Annotated in this window: 18 protein-coding genes; 2 read left to right on the plus strand and 16 right to left on the minus strand. The window is 63.2% G+C overall.

The genetic code is table 11. From position 1 onward, the window contains the following. Positions 1 to 49: 49 nt before the first annotated feature. Positions 50 to 1,345, plus strand: a complete 1,296-nt coding sequence (locus RQH14_RS09035; RefSeq protein ID WP_311212946.1) for a PrsW family intramembrane metalloprotease — start codon at positions 50 to 52, stop codon at positions 1,343 to 1,345. A 69-nt stretch (positions 1,346 to 1,414) separates the two neighbouring features. On the opposite strand, the gene nusB is transcribed toward RQH14_RS09035, so the two are convergent. The 14 genes from nusB to RQH14_RS09105 form a co-directional block, all read right to left on the minus strand. Beyond that, positions 1,415 to 1,825: a transcription antitermination factor NusB gene (gene nusB / locus RQH14_RS09040; RefSeq protein ID WP_089595229.1), complete on the minus strand. Its 411-nt coding sequence runs from the start codon at positions 1,823 to 1,825 to the stop codon at positions 1,415 to 1,417. After that, the gene (gene efp / locus RQH14_RS09045) at positions 1,825 to 2,388 is read right to left on the minus strand and encodes an elongation factor P (protein ID WP_089595230.1); all 564 of its coding nucleotides are present in this window, start codon (positions 2,386 to 2,388) and stop codon (positions 1,825 to 1,827) included. Before efp ends, nusB begins: the two co-directional genes overlap by 1 nt. A gap of 153 nt (positions 2,389 to 2,541) precedes the next feature. Continuing rightward, positions 2,542 to 3,063, minus strand: coding sequence for a tetratricopeptide repeat protein (locus RQH14_RS09050; RefSeq protein WP_311212947.1), 522 nt, complete (start codon positions 3,061 to 3,063; stop codon positions 2,542 to 2,544). Further along, entirely contained in the window at positions 3,060 to 4,151 is a 1,092-nt protein-coding gene (aroB, locus tag RQH14_RS09055; protein WP_311212948.1) for a 3-dehydroquinate synthase, read from the minus strand. The genes RQH14_RS09050 and aroB overlap by 4 nt, the downstream gene beginning before the upstream one ends. Beyond that, positions 4,148 to 4,702 (minus strand): shikimate kinase, encoded by a 555-nt coding sequence (locus RQH14_RS09060; protein ID WP_396136291.1) that lies wholly within the window; start codon positions 4,700 to 4,702, stop codon positions 4,148 to 4,150. The genes aroB and RQH14_RS09060 overlap by 4 nt, the downstream gene beginning before the upstream one ends. Positions 4,703 to 4,713: 11 nt before the next feature. After that, positions 4,714 to 5,913: a chorismate synthase gene (aroC, locus tag RQH14_RS09065; RefSeq protein WP_311212950.1), complete on the minus strand. Its 1,200-nt coding sequence runs from the start codon at positions 5,911 to 5,913 to the stop codon at positions 4,714 to 4,716. Between the two features lie 26 nt (positions 5,914 to 5,939). Next, positions 5,940 to 6,794, minus strand: a complete 855-nt coding sequence (locus RQH14_RS09070; protein WP_311212951.1) for a shikimate dehydrogenase — start codon at positions 6,792 to 6,794, stop codon at positions 5,940 to 5,942. Continuing rightward, positions 6,791 to 8,479 carry an endolytic transglycosylase MltG gene (gene mltG, locus RQH14_RS09075; protein WP_311212952.1) on the minus strand — a complete coding sequence of 563 codons (1,689 nt, stop codon included), beginning with the start codon at positions 8,477 to 8,479 and terminating at the stop codon, positions 6,791 to 6,793. The genes RQH14_RS09070 and mltG overlap by 4 nt, the downstream gene beginning before the upstream one ends. Then, positions 8,476 to 9,066 carry a Holliday junction resolvase RuvX gene (gene ruvX, locus RQH14_RS09080; RefSeq protein WP_311212953.1) on the minus strand — a complete coding sequence of 197 codons (591 nt, stop codon included), beginning with the start codon at positions 9,064 to 9,066 and terminating at the stop codon, positions 8,476 to 8,478. Before ruvX ends, mltG begins: the two co-directional genes overlap by 4 nt. 2 nt (positions 9,067 to 9,068) lie before the next feature. After that, the gene (gene alaS / locus RQH14_RS09085) at positions 9,069 to 11,747 is read right to left on the minus strand and encodes an alanine--tRNA ligase (protein ID WP_311212954.1); all 2,679 of its coding nucleotides are present in this window, start codon (positions 11,745 to 11,747) and stop codon (positions 9,069 to 9,071) included. A 114-nt stretch (positions 11,748 to 11,861) separates the two neighbouring features. Continuing rightward, a complete protein-coding gene (locus RQH14_RS09090) occupies positions 11,862 to 12,092 on the minus strand; it encodes a hypothetical protein (protein WP_026540817.1) in 231 nt (76 codons plus the stop codon). Positions 12,093 to 12,130: 38 nt separating this feature from the next. Next, positions 12,131 to 12,505: a DUF948 domain-containing protein gene (locus tag RQH14_RS09095; protein WP_026540818.1), complete on the minus strand. Its 375-nt coding sequence runs from the start codon at positions 12,503 to 12,505 to the stop codon at positions 12,131 to 12,133. Between the two features lie 156 nt (positions 12,506 to 12,661). Next, the gene (rpsD, locus tag RQH14_RS09100) at positions 12,662 to 13,282 is read right to left on the minus strand and encodes a 30S ribosomal protein S4 (RefSeq protein ID WP_011774968.1); all 621 of its coding nucleotides are present in this window, start codon (positions 13,280 to 13,282) and stop codon (positions 12,662 to 12,664) included. A gap of 218 nt (positions 13,283 to 13,500) precedes the next feature. After that, positions 13,501 to 15,045 (minus strand): replication-associated recombination protein A, encoded by a 1,545-nt coding sequence (locus tag RQH14_RS09105; protein ID WP_311212955.1) that lies wholly within the window; start codon positions 15,043 to 15,045, stop codon positions 13,501 to 13,503. A gap of 42 nt (positions 15,046 to 15,087) precedes the next feature. Between RQH14_RS09105 and RQH14_RS09110 the strand changes: the two genes are divergently transcribed. After that, positions 15,088 to 15,690 (plus strand): Vms1/Ankzf1 family peptidyl-tRNA hydrolase, encoded by a 603-nt coding sequence (locus RQH14_RS09110; RefSeq protein ID WP_311212956.1) that lies wholly within the window; start codon positions 15,088 to 15,090, stop codon positions 15,688 to 15,690. Here the strand turns inward: RQH14_RS09110 and RQH14_RS09115 are convergent. Beyond that, the gene (locus RQH14_RS09115) at positions 15,687 to 16,505 is read right to left on the minus strand and encodes a GNAT family N-acetyltransferase (RefSeq protein ID WP_311212957.1); all 819 of its coding nucleotides are present in this window, start codon (positions 16,503 to 16,505) and stop codon (positions 15,687 to 15,689) included. The two genes, RQH14_RS09110 and RQH14_RS09115, sit on opposite strands and share 4 nt — an antisense overlap. An 81-nt stretch (positions 16,506 to 16,586) precedes the next feature. After that, the gene (aspS, locus tag RQH14_RS09120; protein WP_311212958.1) at positions 16,587 to 18,392 is read right to left on the minus strand and encodes an aspartate--tRNA ligase; all 1,806 of its coding nucleotides are present in this window, start codon (positions 18,390 to 18,392) and stop codon (positions 16,587 to 16,589) included. Positions 18,393 to 18,470: the final 78 nt, after the last annotated feature.

The following is an 18,470-nucleotide window of genomic DNA, read 5'->3' on the forward strand; positions in this document are numbered from 1 at the left end:
AAACTACCACAGCGGCCCTTTGGCACCTCACCGCCTGGCCAACCCAGGCGTGAGTTTAAGCTCACACTGCGTGCTGTGGAATAGGCTCTTGCCCATGACCTCGAACCACCACGGCCAACCCGGCGGACAACCCTATCCGCGACCGTACCTGGAACCTGGCGCCAACCCCACGTGGATCGGACGGGTGCAGCCGGGAAACTACCAACCGGCTCCAGGGAATCCAGCCTCGCTCCCCCGGCAAACCTGGGCCACACCACAGGCACCACGCAGCCGCCGGTCGTTGGGCACACTCCCCTTGGTCATTGTTGGTGGGGTCCTTGCTCTCGCCAGCTTGGTGTTGGTGCTGCCGTTCCTGCTGGGCAACACGGGTGTGACAGGCTTCGTGATCGGCTTCATTGCGTCATTGATTCCGCTGTCCGTGGTGCTGCTGACTGTACGACTCATAGATCGCTGGGAGCCGGAACCAAAAAGGCTGCTGTGGTTCGCCTTCACCTGGGGTGCGGCAGTGTCCATCGCCGGCACCCTGCTGATCCAGCCCCTTTTTGCCTTGGCCGCGCCCACCAGCAGCGAAGAAGCTTTCACCTATTTCATGGCAACTGTCCAGGCACCCATCGTCGAGGAATTCACCAAGTCCCTGGGTTTGTTGGTCCTGATCCTGGCCGCACGGAAGTACTTTGACGGACCCGTGGACGGAGTGGTGTTCGCCTTCACCATTGCCGCCGGCTTCGCCTTCACGGAGAACATCCTCTACTTTGGACGCGAAATTGCCTCCTCCACTGATCCCGGGACGGACTTGGTCCGTATCTTCATCCTCCGCGGCGTCATGTCGCCCTTCGCCCACGCTGTGTTCACCGGCACCACCGGCCTGATCATGGGCTTCGCTGCGCGCAGGTGGCACAGCGGCTATGCCGTCCTGGGATTCTTCATAGGTTTGCTGCCCGCGATGTTCCTGCACAACCGCTGGAACAGCATGGGTCAGAACTTCCTGGTGGAGTACTTCGTGGTCCAGGTCCCCATCTTCCTGGTGGCAGCAGCGGGCATCATCCTGCTACGGGTCGCTGAGGGTAAACTAACGCGCCAACGCCTCCTTGAGTATGCCCGGGCCGGCTGGTTCACCCCGGCCGAGGTGGACATGCTTGCCACTTCACGCGGCCGGCGGCAAGCAGTGCGCTGGGCATCCTCGCGCGGCCGTGCGAACCAGATGAAATCCTTCATCAAGGGAGCCACCGCCTTGGCGTTCACCAGGCAGAGGATACTCAGCGGGCGGGACGTCCACGTTCACCAGCAGGACGAGTTGGAGCATCTCCGCAGCATCCCCGGCCTGCGGGCTGCAGTTCTCCAATAGCGGCAAAAAAGGACCCGCTCCCACAGTTTCCTGTGAAGCGGGTCCTTTGAATTCAGGCCGTCCGTGAACTTAAGCGAGGAGTGATGGCTTAAGTTTCTGGAGCCGGCCGAGGAGTCCATTGATGAACGCCGGGGACTCGTCCGTAGACATCGTCTTGGCGAGGGCCACGGCTTCGCTGACAGCCACCCCATCGGGAACCTCGTCATTGTAGAGAAGTTCCCACGCGCCGATCCGCAGAATGATACGGTCCACGGACGGCATCCGCTCCAGCGTCCAGCCCTGGGCATACGTCGCCAGGAACTCATCGATGGTTGCCTGCATGGAGACAACGCCCTCGACGATTTCCACGGTGTAGGGGTTGATGACCAAGTCAGTCTTCTCCCGGCGCGCCGTCATGGCGTCGAAAGCCGAGACGGAGCGCTGCTCCGCCTCGAAAAGTACTTCAAGAGCCCTGCTACGGGCTTTACCGCGTGCGCTCACTAGTCGTTGACCCGGCCCAAGTAGCTGCCATCGCGGGTGTCGACCTTGACCTTGGTGCCCTGCTCGACGAACAGCGGAACCTGGATCTCGTAACCGGTTTCAACGGTGGCCGGTTTGGTGCCTGCCGAGGAGCGGTCACCCTGGAGGCCCGGCTCCGTGTAGGTGATTTCGAGCACAACGCTCGGGGGCAGTTCAATGTACAGCGGGGTGCCCTCATGGATGGCAATGTTGACCATCTGGTTTTCGAGCATGAAGTTGGTGGCGTCGCCAACAGTTGCGCCGGAGACGGTGATCTGGTCGAAGTCCTGGGTATCCATGAAAACGAAGTCTTCGCCATCCTGGTACAGGTACTGGTAGTCGCGGCGGTCAACCGTAGCGGTTTCGATCTTCAGGCCGGCGTTGAAGGTCTTGTCGACCACCTTGCCGGACATGACGTTGCGCATCTTGGTGCGGACAAAGGCGCCGCCCTTGCCCGGCTTGACGTGCTGGAACTCGATGATGTTCCAGAGCTGGCCCTCGAGCTTCAGTACGGTCCCGTTCTTGATGTCGTTTGTGGTTGCCACTCGTATCCTCTGGTTATCGCACTGGTTCTAGCTGCCAGCTATCTATGCCAAGCAGGCGTGCCAATCGGCCCGCCAGCGCGTATTTATCAAAAATCCAAGAACTATTCTACCGGCAAATACGCCGAGGGCTTGCGGGGCGTGTCACCACGTGCGTCAGGAAGCCAGTTCCAGCACATTCCGGGCCCTCTGGAGGGCGACTGCCGAGGAGTAGATCAACGCGGCATCAGCGGCCATCGCGACGCGAAGGTCCAAGGCCTTGGCGAATTCCTCGGATGCTGCCAGGGCGTTGCCGCTGACGAAATAAGCCCGTCCCAGGTACTGGTGGACGATCGCTTCCTTCGAGCTGCCTTGGACGTCCTGCAAAAGGTGGCGGAACAACTGTATGGCGCGGTCCAGACGGTTGGTGGCGCGGTGGACTTCCGCTTCGAAAATCCTCAGTCGGAACGACTCCGGATCCTTGTAGCGGGCTTCGGCCAACAGTTCGGCTGCCTCGTTTGGCTGGTTTTCAAGCAACAAGGCCATGATGCGGTCAGCGGGATCCTCAGAGGCCGCAAGTGCCGTCTCCATGACTTCCTCGTTGACAATGACGGGCAGGAGGGTGTCGGGATTCGTCCGGACACCCGGGAATCCGGCTGTTGGCCAGTCGCTGACGCCTTCCCGCACGGCAACACTCATGATGCGATCTCCTGGTAGGCCGCAAACAGGAGGGAGGTATCAGGAACTTCCAGGATGCCTGGCTTGGCAACACCATCAAGGACGACAAACCGCAGAAGGTCGCCACGTGACTTCTTGTCCCTGCGCATGCCATCCAGCAAACCCTGCCAGCGGTCGCGCCGGTAGGTGATGGGCAGTCCCAGGCTTTCGAGGATGGTGCGGTGACGGTCTGCGTCGGCATCCGACAACCGCCCCACGCTGCGCGACAACTCTGCAGCGAACATCATGCCCACTGCGACAGCGGCGCCGTGGCGCCAGGAGTAGCGCTCCACCAATTCAATGGCGTGCCCCAGGGTGTGGCCGTAGTTCAGGATTTCGCGGAGGCCGGATTCCTTGAGGTCCTGCGACACCACATCTGCCTTAACGGTGATGGCCCGCTCGATGAGTTCGCGGACAACGTCCGAGGCCGGGTCCATCACTGCGTCCGTGTTCTTCTCGATCAGGTCCAGGATGGCGGGATCAGCAATGAACCCGCACTTGATGACCTCGGCCATGCCGGAGATGAGCTCGTTTTTGGGCAGCGTCTGAAGTGTATCGAGGTCTGCCAATACGGCAGCCGGCGGGTGGAAGGATCCCACAAGGTTCTTGCCCTCGGCAGTGTTGATGCCGGTCTTTCCGCCCACTGAAGCATCCACCATGCCCAGCAGGCTGGTGGGCATGTGGATGACCTTGACGCCACGAAGCCACGTGGCTGCCACGAAGCCGGCGAGGTCCGTCACAGCGCCGCCGCCCACCGCCACGATGGCGTCAGAGCGGGTGAAGTCGTTTTGGCCCAGCACCTGCCAGCAGAAAGCGGCAACCTGGATGTGCTTACCCTCTTCTGCATCAGGGATTTCTGCGGTCAGCGCGGTGAAACCGGCTGTTTCCAGCTCGTCGCGGACCGTGTCTCCCGTCAAGCGGAGGGCCCGGGGATGAATGACCAGAACGCGCCGGACACGCTCCCCAAGCTTTTCGGGAAGGGTCTCCAAGAGGCCGCGCCCCACTACGACGTCGTAGCTTTCATTGGCGGACTGGCCAGTCACCTTGATGACAGTTGCTTCGTTGCTCACTTTTCAACTTCCTCTTTCAAGGCTGCATACTGGCGCAGCCGCTCCTCCAACCGGAGGCCGATTTCCGCCACGGATCCTGATCGGACGTCCATGACGATGTCCGCGAGACGCTCATAGACAGGACGCCTCGTAGCGAACAAGGCTTCCCATCGCGTCATCGCATCACCTTTCAGCAATGGCCGGCCCGTGTTCCGCGCAATCCGGTCGGCGACTGTCTCCGCGTCACACTCGAGGTAAACCACGGTGCACTCCCCCAGGACTTGCTGGGTTCCGGAGTCCAGGACCGCTCCCCCGCCCAGGGAAATAATGGCGGGCTGAACCTTGGCATTCTCGATGGACTTCGCCACTGCCCGGGCTTCGATTTCACGGAAGGCATGTTCTCCGCGCCCCGCAAAAATATCCGCGATACTGCCGTGGGCAGAGACCACCACAGCGTCGGTGTCCACGAACGCGAGCCCCAACTGTTGGGCCAACTGCTGGCCAATGGCCGACTTGCCAACAGCCATTGGGCCCACCAGCACAACGGGACGGCCTGTGAGGTCGTCCAGGATCGGGCGAACCACTACCGGCCGACCGAGTCCAGGGTGGCCGGGATGCTGTCGAGGTAGCTCTGCAGGTTGCGCTGGGTTTCAGCCACGGAGTCGCCGCCGAATTTCTCGGCGACAGCCTCGGCCAGGACCAGAGCAACCATTGCTTCGGCGACCACACCCGCCGCTGGCACCGCACAGACGTCTGACCGCTGGTGGTGGGCTTTGGCAGGTTCGCCTGTGCTGACATCGATGGTGCGCAAGGCCCGGGGAACGGTGGCGATCGGCTTCATGGCAGCACGCACGCGCAAAACCTCGCCTATGCTCATGCCACCCTCTATGCCGCCAGCGCGGTTTGTCTGCCGAACGATCTTTCCGTCAGCGTCCTTCAGGATTTCATCGTGGGCAGCGGAACCACGGCGCGCAGCAGTAAGGAAACCGTCACCGACTTCCACGCCCTTGATGGCCTGGATGCCCATCAGCGCAGCAGCAAGGCGGGAGTCAAGGCGGCGGTCCCAGTGCACGTAGCTGCCCAGTCCCGGCGGAAGTCCGTACGCCAGGACCTCGACGACGCCGCCAAGGGTTTCGCCTTCCTTGTGGGCAGCGTCCACTTCAGCGACCATGGCGTCGGAGGTCTGACGGTCAAAGCAGCGCAGGGGGTCGGCGTCGAGCGCCAGGACATCCTGGGGCAGCGGCAAGGGGCGGCCCTCGGGAACAGTCACGCTGGCAATGGAAACAGTGTGGCTCACCAATTCCACGCCCAGCTGCTTGAGGAACTGCGCGGCAACGGTGCCAAGAGCCACGCGGGTGGCTGTTTCCCGGGCACTGGCGCGTTCAAGCACAGGACGGGCTTCGTCGAAACCGTATTTCTGCATGCCCGTGAAATCTGCGTGGCCCGGACGCGGCCGGGTCAGGGGTGCGTTGCGGGCTTGGTCGGCAAGGACCTCGGGATCCACGGGGTCAGCAGACATGATCTGCTCCCACTTGGGCCACTCGGTATTGCCCACCTGGATGGCTACGGGGCCGCCCTGGGTCAGGCCATGACGGACGCCACCCATGATGGTGACCTCGTCTTGCTCGAACTTCATGCGGGCACCACGTCCATAGCCCAGGCGTCGACGCGCCAAGGCATCACGGATCTGCGCGCTGGTGAGTTCAACACCGGCGGGCACGCCTTCAACAATTCCGATCAGGGCCGGACCATGGGATTCACCGGCAGTCAACCAACGCAACATATAACCAATCCTGCCATGTAAGGCTTCTAGAACACTCGCCGGGGAAGCCCGACTGAGTCGCACATCACATCTATGACGGCGGCATCCACGTCACAGCCGCTGAAGCGCCTGATCTGCTCGGCCGCCTGGTACATCAGCATCTCAAGTCCCGGGACAACGGCACCTCCGTGGCCGTGCCACACCTCGGCAAGGCGGCTGGGCCAGGGTTCGTAGGCAACGTCCAGCAGGACACCGGCCCCTGTTCCAGGAAGTGTCGCCAACTCATCAGCCAAGGAGTCGGCGGCGTGCGGCGGGAAGGTGGAGATCACCAGGTCGTTGCCTGCCACAGCGCTGGCTGCTTCACTCAACGGCCTGACACGAAGGGAAATTCCGACGGCGGCAGCAGCGGCTTCCGCGTCACCGGCACGTCCTGCGTCCCGGACGAAAACATCGACGTGACTGCCACCAAGTTCTTTGACAGCAGCAACGGCAGCAGCGGAGGTACCGCCGCCACCAAGGATGGCAGCGTGGGGCGTGGAGGCAACCCCGGCATACCGGACAGCTTCGACGATCCCGGCGACATCGGTGTTGTAACCAACCCGGCGCACCGCCCCGCCGTCATGTTCAAACACCACGGTGTTGATGACACCCAGCTGGGCGCCCGCACCGCGGACCTCGTCCACTTCCGTAACCATGGCCGACTTCAAGGGCATGGTCACGGAGAGCCCGCACCAGGAGTCATCGCCGAAGAGAGATCCCATGAAGGCCGGCAGGCTGTCCACGGTGACGTCGATTGCGGAGTATTCGATGTCCACGCCCAGTTTTGCGTAGGCCGCAGTGTGCAGGGCCGGGGACTTCGAATGCGAGATCGGATGCCCCAGGACTGCGGCACGACGACTCACACACACCGTCCCGGGTTGGCCTGGCACCACGCGTTGTACTGCTCTACATAAGTATTGTGCTCAGCCAGCGTCTTGGAGAACTTGGTCTCTTTGCTGTCCAGGTTGATGGTGACCCAGTACATGTAGTCGTTCTGGGTGGGTTTGGCCGCCGCATCAATGGCAGTCTTGCCCGGCGAGCCGATGGGTCCGGCCGGCAACCCAACATTGGCGTACGTGTTGTACGTATTGGACTTATCGGCCTTCTCTTCCTCCGTGAGATGGAAGGATTTCTTGCCGAGTCCGTAGGTCACCGTGGCATCGGACTGGATCAGGCCGCTGGTTTCGACATTGTTTGGCTTGAGCCTGTTGTAGATCGCGCCGGCCACGTTGCCATAGTCCGCTTGACCGCCTTCAGCCTGCACAATGCTGGCGATGGTCACAGCGTCATACTGCTTGCCCGGTTCCGTGATTCCCTGGGACTTGAGCTCATCCAGCGTGGTGGTGGCCAGCTTCTGGATGATGTCCTTGGCAGGCGTGCCGAGCGGAAAGCGGTACTCCCCCGGGGCAAGGAAGCCTTCCAGGTTCTTGGCCTTGGACGGAATGCCGAACTGTGCCGGGGCCTGGTTGAGCGCGTTGAGTTCCTGCATGGAGATACCCGAGCCCTTGGAAATGGCTTCCAGCGACTCATTGATGCGAAGGCCTGCGCTGAGGGCGAAGTACATCACCTTGGACGCGTCCTTGTTGACCAGGACATTTACGGCGTCGGAATTCTTCATCTCGGTCCGGAAGGTGAACTCGCCCGGGGACAATTCACCGCCGTCGCTGAGGAACTCCTTGACGAAGGCATCGGCGTCAGCCACCACCTTGTTCTCCACGAGTGTGTTGGCAACGATCTTGGGGCCGGAGCCTTCTGCCACAGTGATAGTGATCGATCCCGTACCGGGGCCCGGGTAGTCAGTCACTCTGTCCATGCCCAACAAAGGCTTGAGGAACTGGGCCCCGATGGCGATGGCGGCAACGAAGACACCCAGCGTGATCAGAAGGGCCAGGACACGACGACGGCGGCGGGCCTTCTTGACCGCGGCCTTGGTGGAGGCTGTCTGCTCGAGGGGCGCGATGAGGTCGTGGTGGTGCTCGTCGTGGTGGTGCTCATCGTGAAGTTCGTCGTGATGAAGTTCGTCGACGTGGTGCCCATCATGAAGATCGTGGTGGGCTTCGAACGCGTGGTGGTCATCGTGCTCGATGAACTCGTGCACGTGGTCAGGATCGACGTGTTCATCGTCATGAGGGAGGGTCGCATCCGCCTCTGCATCATGCTCCGGTTCAACAGGGTGTGCCTCCACTGGAGTCTCAACGGACGGCGATTCGTCGTTGGACGTCCGGGTGGGCCCGTCGGCAGGAATCGGTGCTGAAGACACCGGTTGCGCGGCGGGAACGGGCGGAGTCGTTGGCTTTGACACGGGAACGGGTGGAGCGACAGGCACAGGGGGCGCAACAGGCGCGGGGGTCACTGCGGGAACAGGACGGGGCAACTCAGGCTCACCCTCTGCGGATGCAGCGGCTTCCCCTGGTGTCGCTTCGGGAACGGGTACGACGTTATGGTTCTGCGTGGCGAGGAATCGTTCCCGCGCCCGCAGCTCTTTGCGGGTCAGCGGCATGCCGCCACCGGCGGTACCGCTGGAGGGGTCGTTGTTGACCGGGCTCACAGTTGCAGTCCCCTCGTAGAAGAATCGGGTTCACTGCCGGAGGCAGCCCGCAGCGTTGGGGCACTGCTGGGCTTATCGGATTGCGCCGGTGCCTGCACTCGGCGGCCAACGTCCGTTCCTCTGGCTTTTTGCATGTCGATTGCGTGCTGCAGTATTCCAGCAGCGGCAACCTGATCAACCACTTTACGGTGGTTCCTGCTGCTCATGCCAGCTTGGTGCAGGTTGCGGTGTGCCGTCACGGTCGAAAGCCGCTCGTCAACAAGGCTCACAGGGATGTCCAAACCGGCCCGCAGCAGCTCGCCGGCGATGAGTTCGGCGTACGCTGTGGCCATGTCCGCAGAGGCACGTTCCTCCCCCTTCATGGTGCGGGGAAGGCCCACGAATATTTGCACGGCAAGCAGCTCAGCGGCGTGCTTGACCACCACGCGGACGTCGGAGTTCTTCTTGGTATCGCGTGCAAGGGTCTTGAAGGGTGTGGCCAGGATTCCGTCGGGATCGCAGATGGACACTCCCACACGGACGGTACCGACGTCTACCCCCAGCTTGATGCCCCGGGGGTAGACGTCACCGTTAGTACTTGAAGCCACCGTCAGCGCTTGGCTATCGCATCCACCACCGCTGTGAGGGCCTCAGAGACCTTCCCAGCGTCGGCGCCGCCGCCTTGGGCGACGTCGTCCTTGCCGCCACCGCCACCGCCAAGGATGCCGGCAGCAAGGCGAACCAGCGCACCGGCCTTCACGCCGGCTTCACGGGCGGCTTCATTGGTGGCAATGAGGATCACCGGGCGGTCATTGCTGACGCCTGCAACGGCCACCGTGGCAGCGTCCGAGCCGAGGCGGCTGCGGAGGTCCAGGGCAAGGTTCCGGAGATCGTCGGCACCGCCAACCTGACCGGCGTCGTGCGCTACAACCCTCACACCCGCAGCGTCCTTTGCGGTGCCCACCAGATTGGCGGCAGCCGCGGCCAGCTGCTCCTTGCGAAGGCGGTCGAGTTCCTTCTCCGTTGCCTTCAGCTTGCTCAGCGTGCTGGAAATCCGGTCGGCGAGTTGCCCGGAGGGAACCTTGAGGAGTTCTGTGAGCTCAGTCACCAAGGCTCGCTCGGCGGCCAGATGACGGAATGCGTCCAGGCCAACGAAGGCTTCCACGCGGCGGTTTCCCGAGCCAACCGACTGTTCGCCCAGCAGCGAAAGGCTGCCGATAAGGGAGGTGTTGGACACGTGCGTGCCACCACACAGCTCGCGGGACCAGGCGCCGTCGATCTCCACGACGCGCACTTCGCTCCCGTAGTTTTCGCCGAACAATGCCATGGCACCCAGGGCCTTGGCATCAGCGAGCCCCATCACCTTGGTGTCTACCCGGAAATTGTTCCGGATGGCGATGTTGGAGACCTCTTCGATCTCGGACCGCGTGGCAGTGCTCAGACCCTCGCCCCAGGCGAAGTCGAAACGCAGGTAGCCGGCTTTGTTGTACGAACCGCGCTGGGTAGCTTCCGGGCCGAGGATCTGATGCAGGGCGGCGTGCACAATGTGCGTGCCGGTGTGGGCCTGCTCGGCTGCGTGGCGACGTTCGCGGTCGACGGCGGCGCGCACCAACGCGTCCGAGGCAATCTCGCCTTCGCGGACAATCGCCTTGTGCACGCTCAAGCCCTTGATGGGCCGCTGAACGTCCAGGACCTCCACCACGAAGCCATCGCCGGTGATGAGGCCGGTGTCAGCGGACTGGCCACCGGCTTCGGCATAGAACGGGGTTTCATTGAGGACCAACTCAATTTCGTCGCCGGTGGAGGCATGCCCCACCGGCCGTCCTCCGCTGACGATCCCGCGAACCGTGGATTCGCCCTCAAGTTCGTCATAGCCCGTGAAGACGGTCTCGCCCTTGCCCAGGAGATCCTGGTAGGCGCTGAGGTCCGCGTGTCCGCCCTTCTTGCCCTTGGCATCAGCCTGTGCACGTTGGCGCTGCTCGAGCATGAGCGAGCGGAAGCCTGCCTCATCAACCTTGAGGCCGGCCTCTTCTGCCATTTCCAGCGTCAGGTCGATCGGGAAGCCATAGGTGTCGTGCAGGGCGAACGCGTCGGCGCCGGAAAGCGGAACACCTGCAGCCTTCGATTCGGCCACGGCATCCTCAAGGCGGGCCGTACCCGAAGCAATGGTGCGCAGGAACGCCTTTTCTTCGGCGTAGGCAATGCGGCTGATCCTGGCGAAATCCGTCTCCACCACCGGGTAGACGCCTTTCATGGCGTCACGGGAGGCGGGAAGAAGGTCCGGCAGGCAGGCCTTTTCGACGCCGAGCAGCCGCATGGCGCGGACTGCGCGTCGAATGAGGCGGCGCAGCACGTAGCCACGGCCTTCGTTGGACGGCGAAACACCATCAGCAATCAGCATCAGTGCGGAACGAATGTGGTCGCCAACGACGCGCATACGGACGTCGTCCGTGTGGTGCGGGTCCTCCGGCGACTCGGCCGAGGTGTACTCGCGGCCGGACAGTGCAGCAGCTTTGTCGATGACCGGGCGGACCTGGTCGGTTTCGTACATGTTCTCGACGCCCTGGAGGATCATCGCGAGACGCTCCATGCCCAGGCCGGTGTCGATGTTCTTCTGCGGGAGCTCTCCGGCGATGTCGAAGTCCACCTTGGAACGGACATTCTCGATCTGGTACTGCATGAACACGAGGTTCCAGATCTCGATGTACCGGGTCTCATCGGCCAGCGGGCCGCCTTCGATGCCGTAGGCGGGGCCGCGGTCGTAGTAGATCTCCGAGCAGGGGCCGGCGGGGCCCGGCTGGCCGGTGGACCAGTAGTTGTCGGCCTTGCCCATGCGCTGGATGCGTTCAGCGGGGATACCTGTGTTCTTGAGCCACAGTTCCTTGGCTTCGTCGTCTTCTTCGTAGACGGTCACCCAGAGGCGCTCGGCGGGAAGTCCGTAACCGCCGTCGTCAACACTTGTGGTGAGCAGCTCGAAAGCGAACTTGATGGCGTCTTCCTTGAAGTAGTCGCCAAAGGAGAAGTTGCCGCACATCTGGAAGAACGTCCCGTGGCGGGCCGTCTTTCCCACTTCCTCGATGTCTCCGGTGCGGATGCACTTCTGGACGCTCGTGGCACGGCTGTACGGGGGCTCTTCGCGCGCAGTCAGGTACGGAATGAACGGCACCATTCCGGCCACAGTGAAGAGAAGGGACGGGTCGCTGGAAACGAGCGACGCGGAGGGAACGGCGGTGTGGCCCTTGCTGACAAAAAAGTCCACCCAGCGTTTGGTGATCTCCTGCGACTTCATTAGCTGATTACTTACCCTTCTCAATCCACTGCACGTAATGTGCGCGGTACCGGCTGGTGCCGTTCCGCAGTTTTCCATTCTGCCCTGTTGCGGGCGTGGGAGCGAACCGCTCGGCTAGCGGCGGCCAGCTCCGGCGTCGTCAATCCCCAACGCCGCCCGAAGGTCCTCTTCCCGCTGGTGCATGCCCGTCCGGACCGCGTCGGCGAAATCGAACAAGCCATCAGCCATCCGGCCCACGGCACGGTTCAAGCCATCTGGACCGATGTTCGCCTGGGCCTCGGTGATCTTTCGGAAGGCAATGACGCCGATGGCGACGCCGATGCCCATCCACACAATTCTTTTCATGGTTTCCGTTCTCCCTTGTAGTTCGGCGGCTATGCGGTTCAGCGGCTGCGGCGGCCGGAGGAAGGGGCGCGTCGTCCGGCGAACGCCGAGCGCACGCCGTAGCTGAACGCTGCCACCTTGATCAAGGGAGAACCCACTGTGGCAGCCACCAGCGAGGACAACGCGGAGATGTTGGCCGAGGCGTCGGAGACGTTGGAGGCGATGCCGTCAACCTTCTTCAGCTGCTGGTTGGTGGTGGACACCGTAGCGGTCACTTCATCCATCAAAGGCGTAGCACCGTCGCTGATGGACCGGATGGAGGTCCGGACCTCGTCAAAAACGCCACCAAGCTTCAAGATTGGCACAGCCAACAACAACACGAGGAGCGCGAAGACTCCTGCTGCGATGAGGCCGGCGATGTCGCCACCAGACATAGAACTCTTCTCCTAGGGTTGTTGCACTGCCCTGCACCAGCCGCTGAACGGCTTTGGACAAGGCCTCCCCAGTACCTTACCCACTTTGGACCGGTCTCTTACATACAAAGAAGCCCGCGGCATGTGCCACGGGCTTCTTTGTATGCGCTGCTGGAATTAGCGAGCGTAGAATTCGACGACGAGCTGCTCTTCGCAGATCACGGGGACCTCAGAGCGCTTGGGGCGACGAACCAGGCGTGCCTGCAGGGCGTCGATCTTGACGTCCAAGTATGCCGGCACGTTGTTCAGAACGTGTGCGCCTGCAGCTGCCACCTGGAACGGGGGCATGACCTCGGAGCGGCTGTGAACGTGGATGAGCTGGCCTTCGCCAACGCGGAAGGACGGGCGGTCCACGCGGATGCCGTCAACCATGATGTGGCGGTGCACAACCAGCTGGCGGGCCTGTGCGATGGTGCGGGCGAAGCCTGCACGGAGCACGAGGGCGTCCAGACGCATTTCGAGCAGCTCAACCAGGTTTTCACCGGTCAGGCCCTTGGTGCGGCGTGCTTCTTCGAAGGCACGGGTCATCTGGGCTTCGCGGATGCCGTACTGGGCGCGCAGACGCTGCTTTTCGCGCAGACGTACGGCGTAGTCGGAGTCCTGCTTCTTGCGGGCACGGCCATGCTCACCGGGGCCGTACGGGCGGCGCTCCATGTACTTGGCGGCCTTGGGGGTCAGAGCGATGCCGAGTGCACGCGAAAGGCGTGCGGTGCGGCGAGCACGAGTGTTGTTAGCCACTTGTGTCCTTCCAATTACTGCGGTGTGTCAGTGTTACTGGCCTCCATCAGGGAGAGCATCGGCCAACCGCTGCCTCTTGCTACTAGCCCGGGCGCACAGCACTGTAGACGGAATCTTCAGTGGGATTATGCGTCAGGCCATGCCAGACAAGGATCAATCCTACCATGCACAAAGTGGTTGACGCCCTGCGTACTGTCCGGCGGAAAGGGCTCCACTGCCTAGTCCCCCCGCACTATTTTGCGGAGCCGTTCCAGCCTGGCGGCGATGTCCCGTTCGGCTCCGTTATTGGTGGGCTGGTAGTAGTCCTTACCTACCAAATCATCGGGCGGGTACTGCTGGGTTGCCACACCGTGCGGTTCGTCATGGGCGTACTTGTAACTCTTCCCATGGCCCAGCTGCTTCGCGCCCGGATAGTGGGCATCACGCAGGTGCATGGGGATGCCGCCGCCAAACCCGGCACGGACATCTGCCACGGCCTTGTTCAAACCCATGTACGCGGCGTTTGACTTGGGCGCGGTGGCCAGGTGGACCACAGCTTCGGCCAGCACGATCCGCCCCTCCGGCATGCCGATCAGTTGCACTGCCTGCGCCGCTGCGACTGCGGTCTGCAACGCTGTGGGATCGGCCATTCCAATGTCCTCCGCGGCAGAGATCACGATCCGTCGTGCAACGAACCGTGGATCCTCGCCTGCTTCCAGCATGCGTGCCAGGTAGTGCAACGCGGCATCCACATCCGAGCCGCGGATGGACTTGATAAAGGCGCTGGCGACGTCGTAGTGCTGGTCCCCGGCACGGTCATAGCGCACCGCGGCCACGTCCAAGGCACGCTCGGTATGGCGCAGTTCCACCAGCACCGCAGCGTCAGGGGCACCGTCGTTGGCGAGTCCCGGCTCGCCGTCGTCGTTGATTGATGCTGCGCCACCGGCTTCTTCAGCGCCGCTCTCCTCCTCCAGCACGGCATCGGAACCGTCCGGCGCGGCGGGTCCGACAGCGGTTCTGTCACCGAATGCGACCCCGGCAGCAGCTTCCAGTGCGGTCAATGCCCTGCGGGCATCTCCCCCGGAAAGGCGAACCAGGTGATCCAGCGCCTCGGGGCTGAGTTCCACGCGTCCGGCCAGGCCGCGGGCTTCGGCGACCGCCTTTTGCAGCAGTCCCGCAATGTCGTCATCGGTGAGCGGCTTCAGCGTCAGCAGCAGCGACCTCGACAACAGGGGCGACACCACCGAGAATGATGGGTTTTCCGTGGTGGCGGCGACCAGCACCACCCAGCGGTTTTCAACACCCGGCAGCAGGGCATCCTGCTGGGCCTTGTTGAAACGATGGATCTCGTCCAGGAAGAGGACGGTGGTTTTCTTATAGAGATCGCGGGCCGTCAGCGCCTCATCCATGACACGCCGGACATCCTTGACACCCGCGGTGATCGCAGACAATTCCACGAACTTCCGTCCGGGACCCCGCGCGATCACGTGCGCCAACGTGGTTTTGCCCGTTCCCGGTGGCCCCCAGAGGATCACAGAGCTCGGTCCGGCAGGACCGGCAGCCTCAGCCCCGGCTGCCAACTGCCGGAGCGGGGAGCCTTGTCCCAGCAGGTGCTGCTGTCCCACGACATCATCCAGCGTGCGTGGGCGCATCCTCACAGCCAGTGGGCTGCGCTGTGACGCCATCCAGTGAGCGTCGGACGGCCCCCGGAGGGAATCCGGCGTAGCAGGCAGATCCTCCGACTCGTCGTCGTTGACTGCACCGGCACCAAAGAGATCTTCCACATGGATAGGCTACTCATAGTTCCACCAAAGGAGACATCCACCATGGACCGCCGAGCATCAGCCCCGCGCCAGCAGGCCATCCGGACCGCCATGGTGTCCGCCGCCAGGTTGCAGGGTTGGGTGGAACGGTTCGCAGCCGGCCACGGTCCTGTGGTGGAAGACCTCGACGACGGCGGCCTCCTCCTGCGCGCAGCCGACGGAGCCACCGCGCTGCTGAGGGCGCCATGGCCATCGGACGGACGCCCCGGCCGTGGCGGCAGCGAAATACACCGCCTTGCCTCGTTGGCCACCCAGGAACGGGGGCTGGGCCTGGTGCTGGTCCGGCGCGGCGGTTACGCTGTGGCCTCGGCCAGCGGTACCACCGTCCTCGCCTCTAAGAGTGGCAACCGCTTCATCGACGCCAGGTCCACGGCGGAACATGCGGCCAGGATCTTCACGGGGCACCGGATGGAATACATCGTTCCCGGCGGAGACAGGGCATTGGTGGATCAGGTCCTTGCGCAGCCCGCCCTCAAAGCGTTCACAGGGCGCGCACGGCTGGCGTTCTTGGACATCCAGGAGATCAAATCCGCGGCTCTGCAGAAAGCGGCAGCAGACGCCTGCTCCATTCGGATCACGGTGACTGATCCGACGCCGGCGGGTTAGCAGCCGCTGAGGGCACGCTTCAGGGGTGCCTGCCGGTACAGGTAGCTGCCGTGGTCCATGAATCCCGCCTGGGTGTACAACGACTGTGCCCCGTGGTTGGCGGCCGTGACCAAAAGCCACACCCCCTTGAGATCCCGCACAGCGCCGGCATGCAGCAACGCCGCCAACACTTGGGCCGCGTATCCGCGCCGGCGGTGCCCGGCAGAGGTCGCCATCCCGTAAATACCGCCCCAGCCATCAACCAGGGCGAGGCGTCCGACGGCGGCGGGGACGCCGTCGTCGTCCCTCACCAAGGCGTACAGCGCCGGACAGGCGGTGAGGATCCTGTGAGCGACCGACAATTCGGCCTCACCACCGCGGCCATCAACGGACCACCAGAGACGGAGCCATTCCTCGGAAGGCAGTTCGAGCATCTCCATCTTCGGCGGGCGGGGCGGCAAACCGTCCAGGCCGCGGAGCATGATCTTCGTTTCGGACTGCCGGGTGAAGCGCCGGCGGTCCAGGACATCATTGAGGGCAGCACTGCGGGAGTCATCGAACACTTGGAAAATCAACGGCAGGCGGCGGCGCCTATACCACTCCGAGGCAGCGCTGATGGATCGCTCAAGGTCAGCGGCAGACTCAAGGCCCGTGGCCACTACATGACTGTCCGCACTCTCTGCCGGGTTGGCCGGCCACACGGAATTTGCCCGCTGCGTCACCCCGTTCGAAGCACGGAGCACCCACTTCGCTGTGCCATCGCCACCAAGGTCTTCGCGCTCAAGGGCCGGCCAGGCCTTGTCCATGAGAGTTTCCAGGAATGCTTGCTCCAGCATCCAGCAGCACCTTTCGTTGAGGGAGTCTTCGGTGGAAACACCAAAGGCCCTCCACCGGGGTGGAGGGCCTTTGGTGACCGTCTATTCGTTCGTGGTTTCCGGCGTGGCTGCGGGTTTGGGTTCCGACTTGGCCTCCGGCTTGAAGTCGACGCCTGCCTCCTTGCGCTGCTGCGGGGTGATCGGTGCAGGAGCGGCGGTCAGGGGGTCATAGCCGTTGCCCGACTTCGGGAACGCAATAACATCGCGGATGGACTCCACACCGGCGAGCAAGGCCACAACGCGGTCCCAGCCGAGGGCCATTCCGCCATGCGGAGGGGCGCCGTACTTGAAGCCCTCCAGCAGGAAGCCGAACTTGGTTTCGGCGTCTTCCTTGTCCAGCCCCATGAGCTGGAAGACCCTTTCCTGCACTTCGCGCTGGTGGATACGGATGGAACCGCCACCGATCTCGTTGCCATTGCAGACGATGTCATAGGCGTATGAAAGTGCTGATTCCGGGTCCTGATCGAAGGTGTCCAGGAACTCCGGCTTGGGCGAGGTGAACGCGTGGTGCACGGCCGTCCACTGGCCACCACCCACAGCTACGTCACCGGAAGCGACGGCCGCGGCGGCGGGCTCGAACATGGGAGCGTCCACGATCCAGACAAACGCCCAGTCGTTGGGGTCGATCAAGCCGGTACGGTGACCGATTTCAACGCGGGCAGCACCGAGCAGGGCGCGTGCCGCTGACTTCTCACCGGCGGCGAAGAAGATGCAGTCGCCCGGCTTGGCACCCACGGCGTCGGCCAGTCCGGCACGCTCTTCTTCCGTGAGGTTCTTGGCAACGGGGCCGGCGAGCTCGCCGTCCTCCTTGAAGAGAACGTAGGCAAGGCCCTTATGTCCGCGCTGCTTGGCGAATTCCTGCCAGCCGTCCAGCGTACGGCGTGGCTGCGAAGCTCCGCCGGGCATGACCACTGCACCGACGTAGGGTGCCTTGAACACACCGAAGTTGGTGTCCTTGAAGAAGTCCGTCAGCTCTGTCAGTTCCACACCGAAGCGCAGGTCCGGCTTGTCCGAGCCGTACTTGGCCATGGCATCCAGATACGTCATGCGGCGGATCGGAGTGGGGATCTCGACGTCGATGAGCTGCCACAGGGTCTTGACGATTGCCTCGCCAAGCTCAATGACATCGTCCTGATCCACGAAGCTGGCTTCGATGTCCAGCTGGGTGAACTCCGGCTGGCGGTCCGCACGGAAGTCCTCGTCGCGGTAGCAACGGGCAATCTGGTAGTACTTCTCAAAGCCGCCCACCTGGAGCAGCTGCTTGAAAAGCTGCGGCGACTGCGGCAGGGCATACCAGGAACCGGGCGCCAGGCGTGCCGGGACAACGAAGTCGCGGGCGCCTTCCGGCGTCGAACGCGTCAGCGTGGGCGTCTCGATTTCGACGTAGCCGCGCTGGTGCAGCAGTTCGCGGGCCACACGGTTGGCCTCCGAACGCAGGCGCATGTTGCGGGCGGGGCCGGGACGGCGCAGGTCCAGGTAACGGTGCTTGAGGCGTGCTTCCTCGCCGACTTCGACGTGTTCGTCGATCTGGAACGGAAGCGGCTCGGAGGTGTTGAGGATGACCACCTTGTCAGCGATCACCTCGATGTCACCCGTCGCCAGAGCCGGGTTTTCGTTGCCTTCGGGACGCTTGTTGACGGTACCCGTCACCTGCAGGACGTACTCGTTCCGCAGGCCATGGAAGACCTCTTCCTCACGGACTACCACCTGGGCGACACCGGACGCGTCACGCAGGTCAACGAATGCAACGCCACCGTGATCACGGCGGCGGCCCACCCAGCCGGCCAGGGTAACGGTTTGTCCAATGTGCTCGGAGCGAAGTGATCCGAGGTCATGTGTGCGCAGCACAGCATTCCTTTCAGCATGAAATTTATAGGGACCGCAGCAATGGCAGTCCCATCCGAGTTTACCCGCCCCGGCCGCGGC

The sequence above is a fragment of the Arthrobacter sp. WCS2018Hpa-7 genome (assembly GCF_031843805.1).
Classification (GTDB): domain Bacteria; phylum Actinomycetota; class Actinomycetes; order Actinomycetales; family Micrococcaceae; genus Arthrobacter.

Excerpts from the sequence above, each read along its gene's own strand:
- RQH14_RS09115 (WP_311212957.1), bottom strand. The coding sequence starts at position 16,505 with ATGCTGGAGCAAGCATTCCTGGAAACTCTCATGGACAAGGCCTGGCCG.
- RQH14_RS09090 (WP_026540817.1), bottom strand. The coding sequence starts at position 12,092 with ATGAAAAGAATTGTGTGGATGGGCATCGGCGTCGCCATCGGCGTCATT.
- alaS (WP_311212954.1), bottom strand. The coding sequence starts at position 11,747 with ATGAAGTCGCAGGAGATCACCAAACGCTGGGTGGACTTTTTTGTCAGC.
- RQH14_RS09050 (WP_311212947.1), bottom strand. The coding sequence starts at position 3,063 with ATGAGTGTTGCCGTGCGGGAAGGCGTCAGCGACTGGCCAACAGCCGGA.
- RQH14_RS09095 (WP_026540818.1), bottom strand. The coding sequence starts at position 12,505 with ATGTCTGGTGGCGACATCGCCGGCCTCATCGCAGCAGGAGTCTTCGCG.
- aroC (WP_311212950.1), bottom strand. The coding sequence starts at position 5,913 with ATGTTGCGTTGGTTGACTGCCGGTGAATCCCATGGTCCGGCCCTGATC.
- RQH14_RS09110 (WP_311212956.1), top strand. The coding sequence starts at position 15,088 with ATGGACCGCCGAGCATCAGCCCCGCGCCAGCAGGCCATCCGGACCGCC.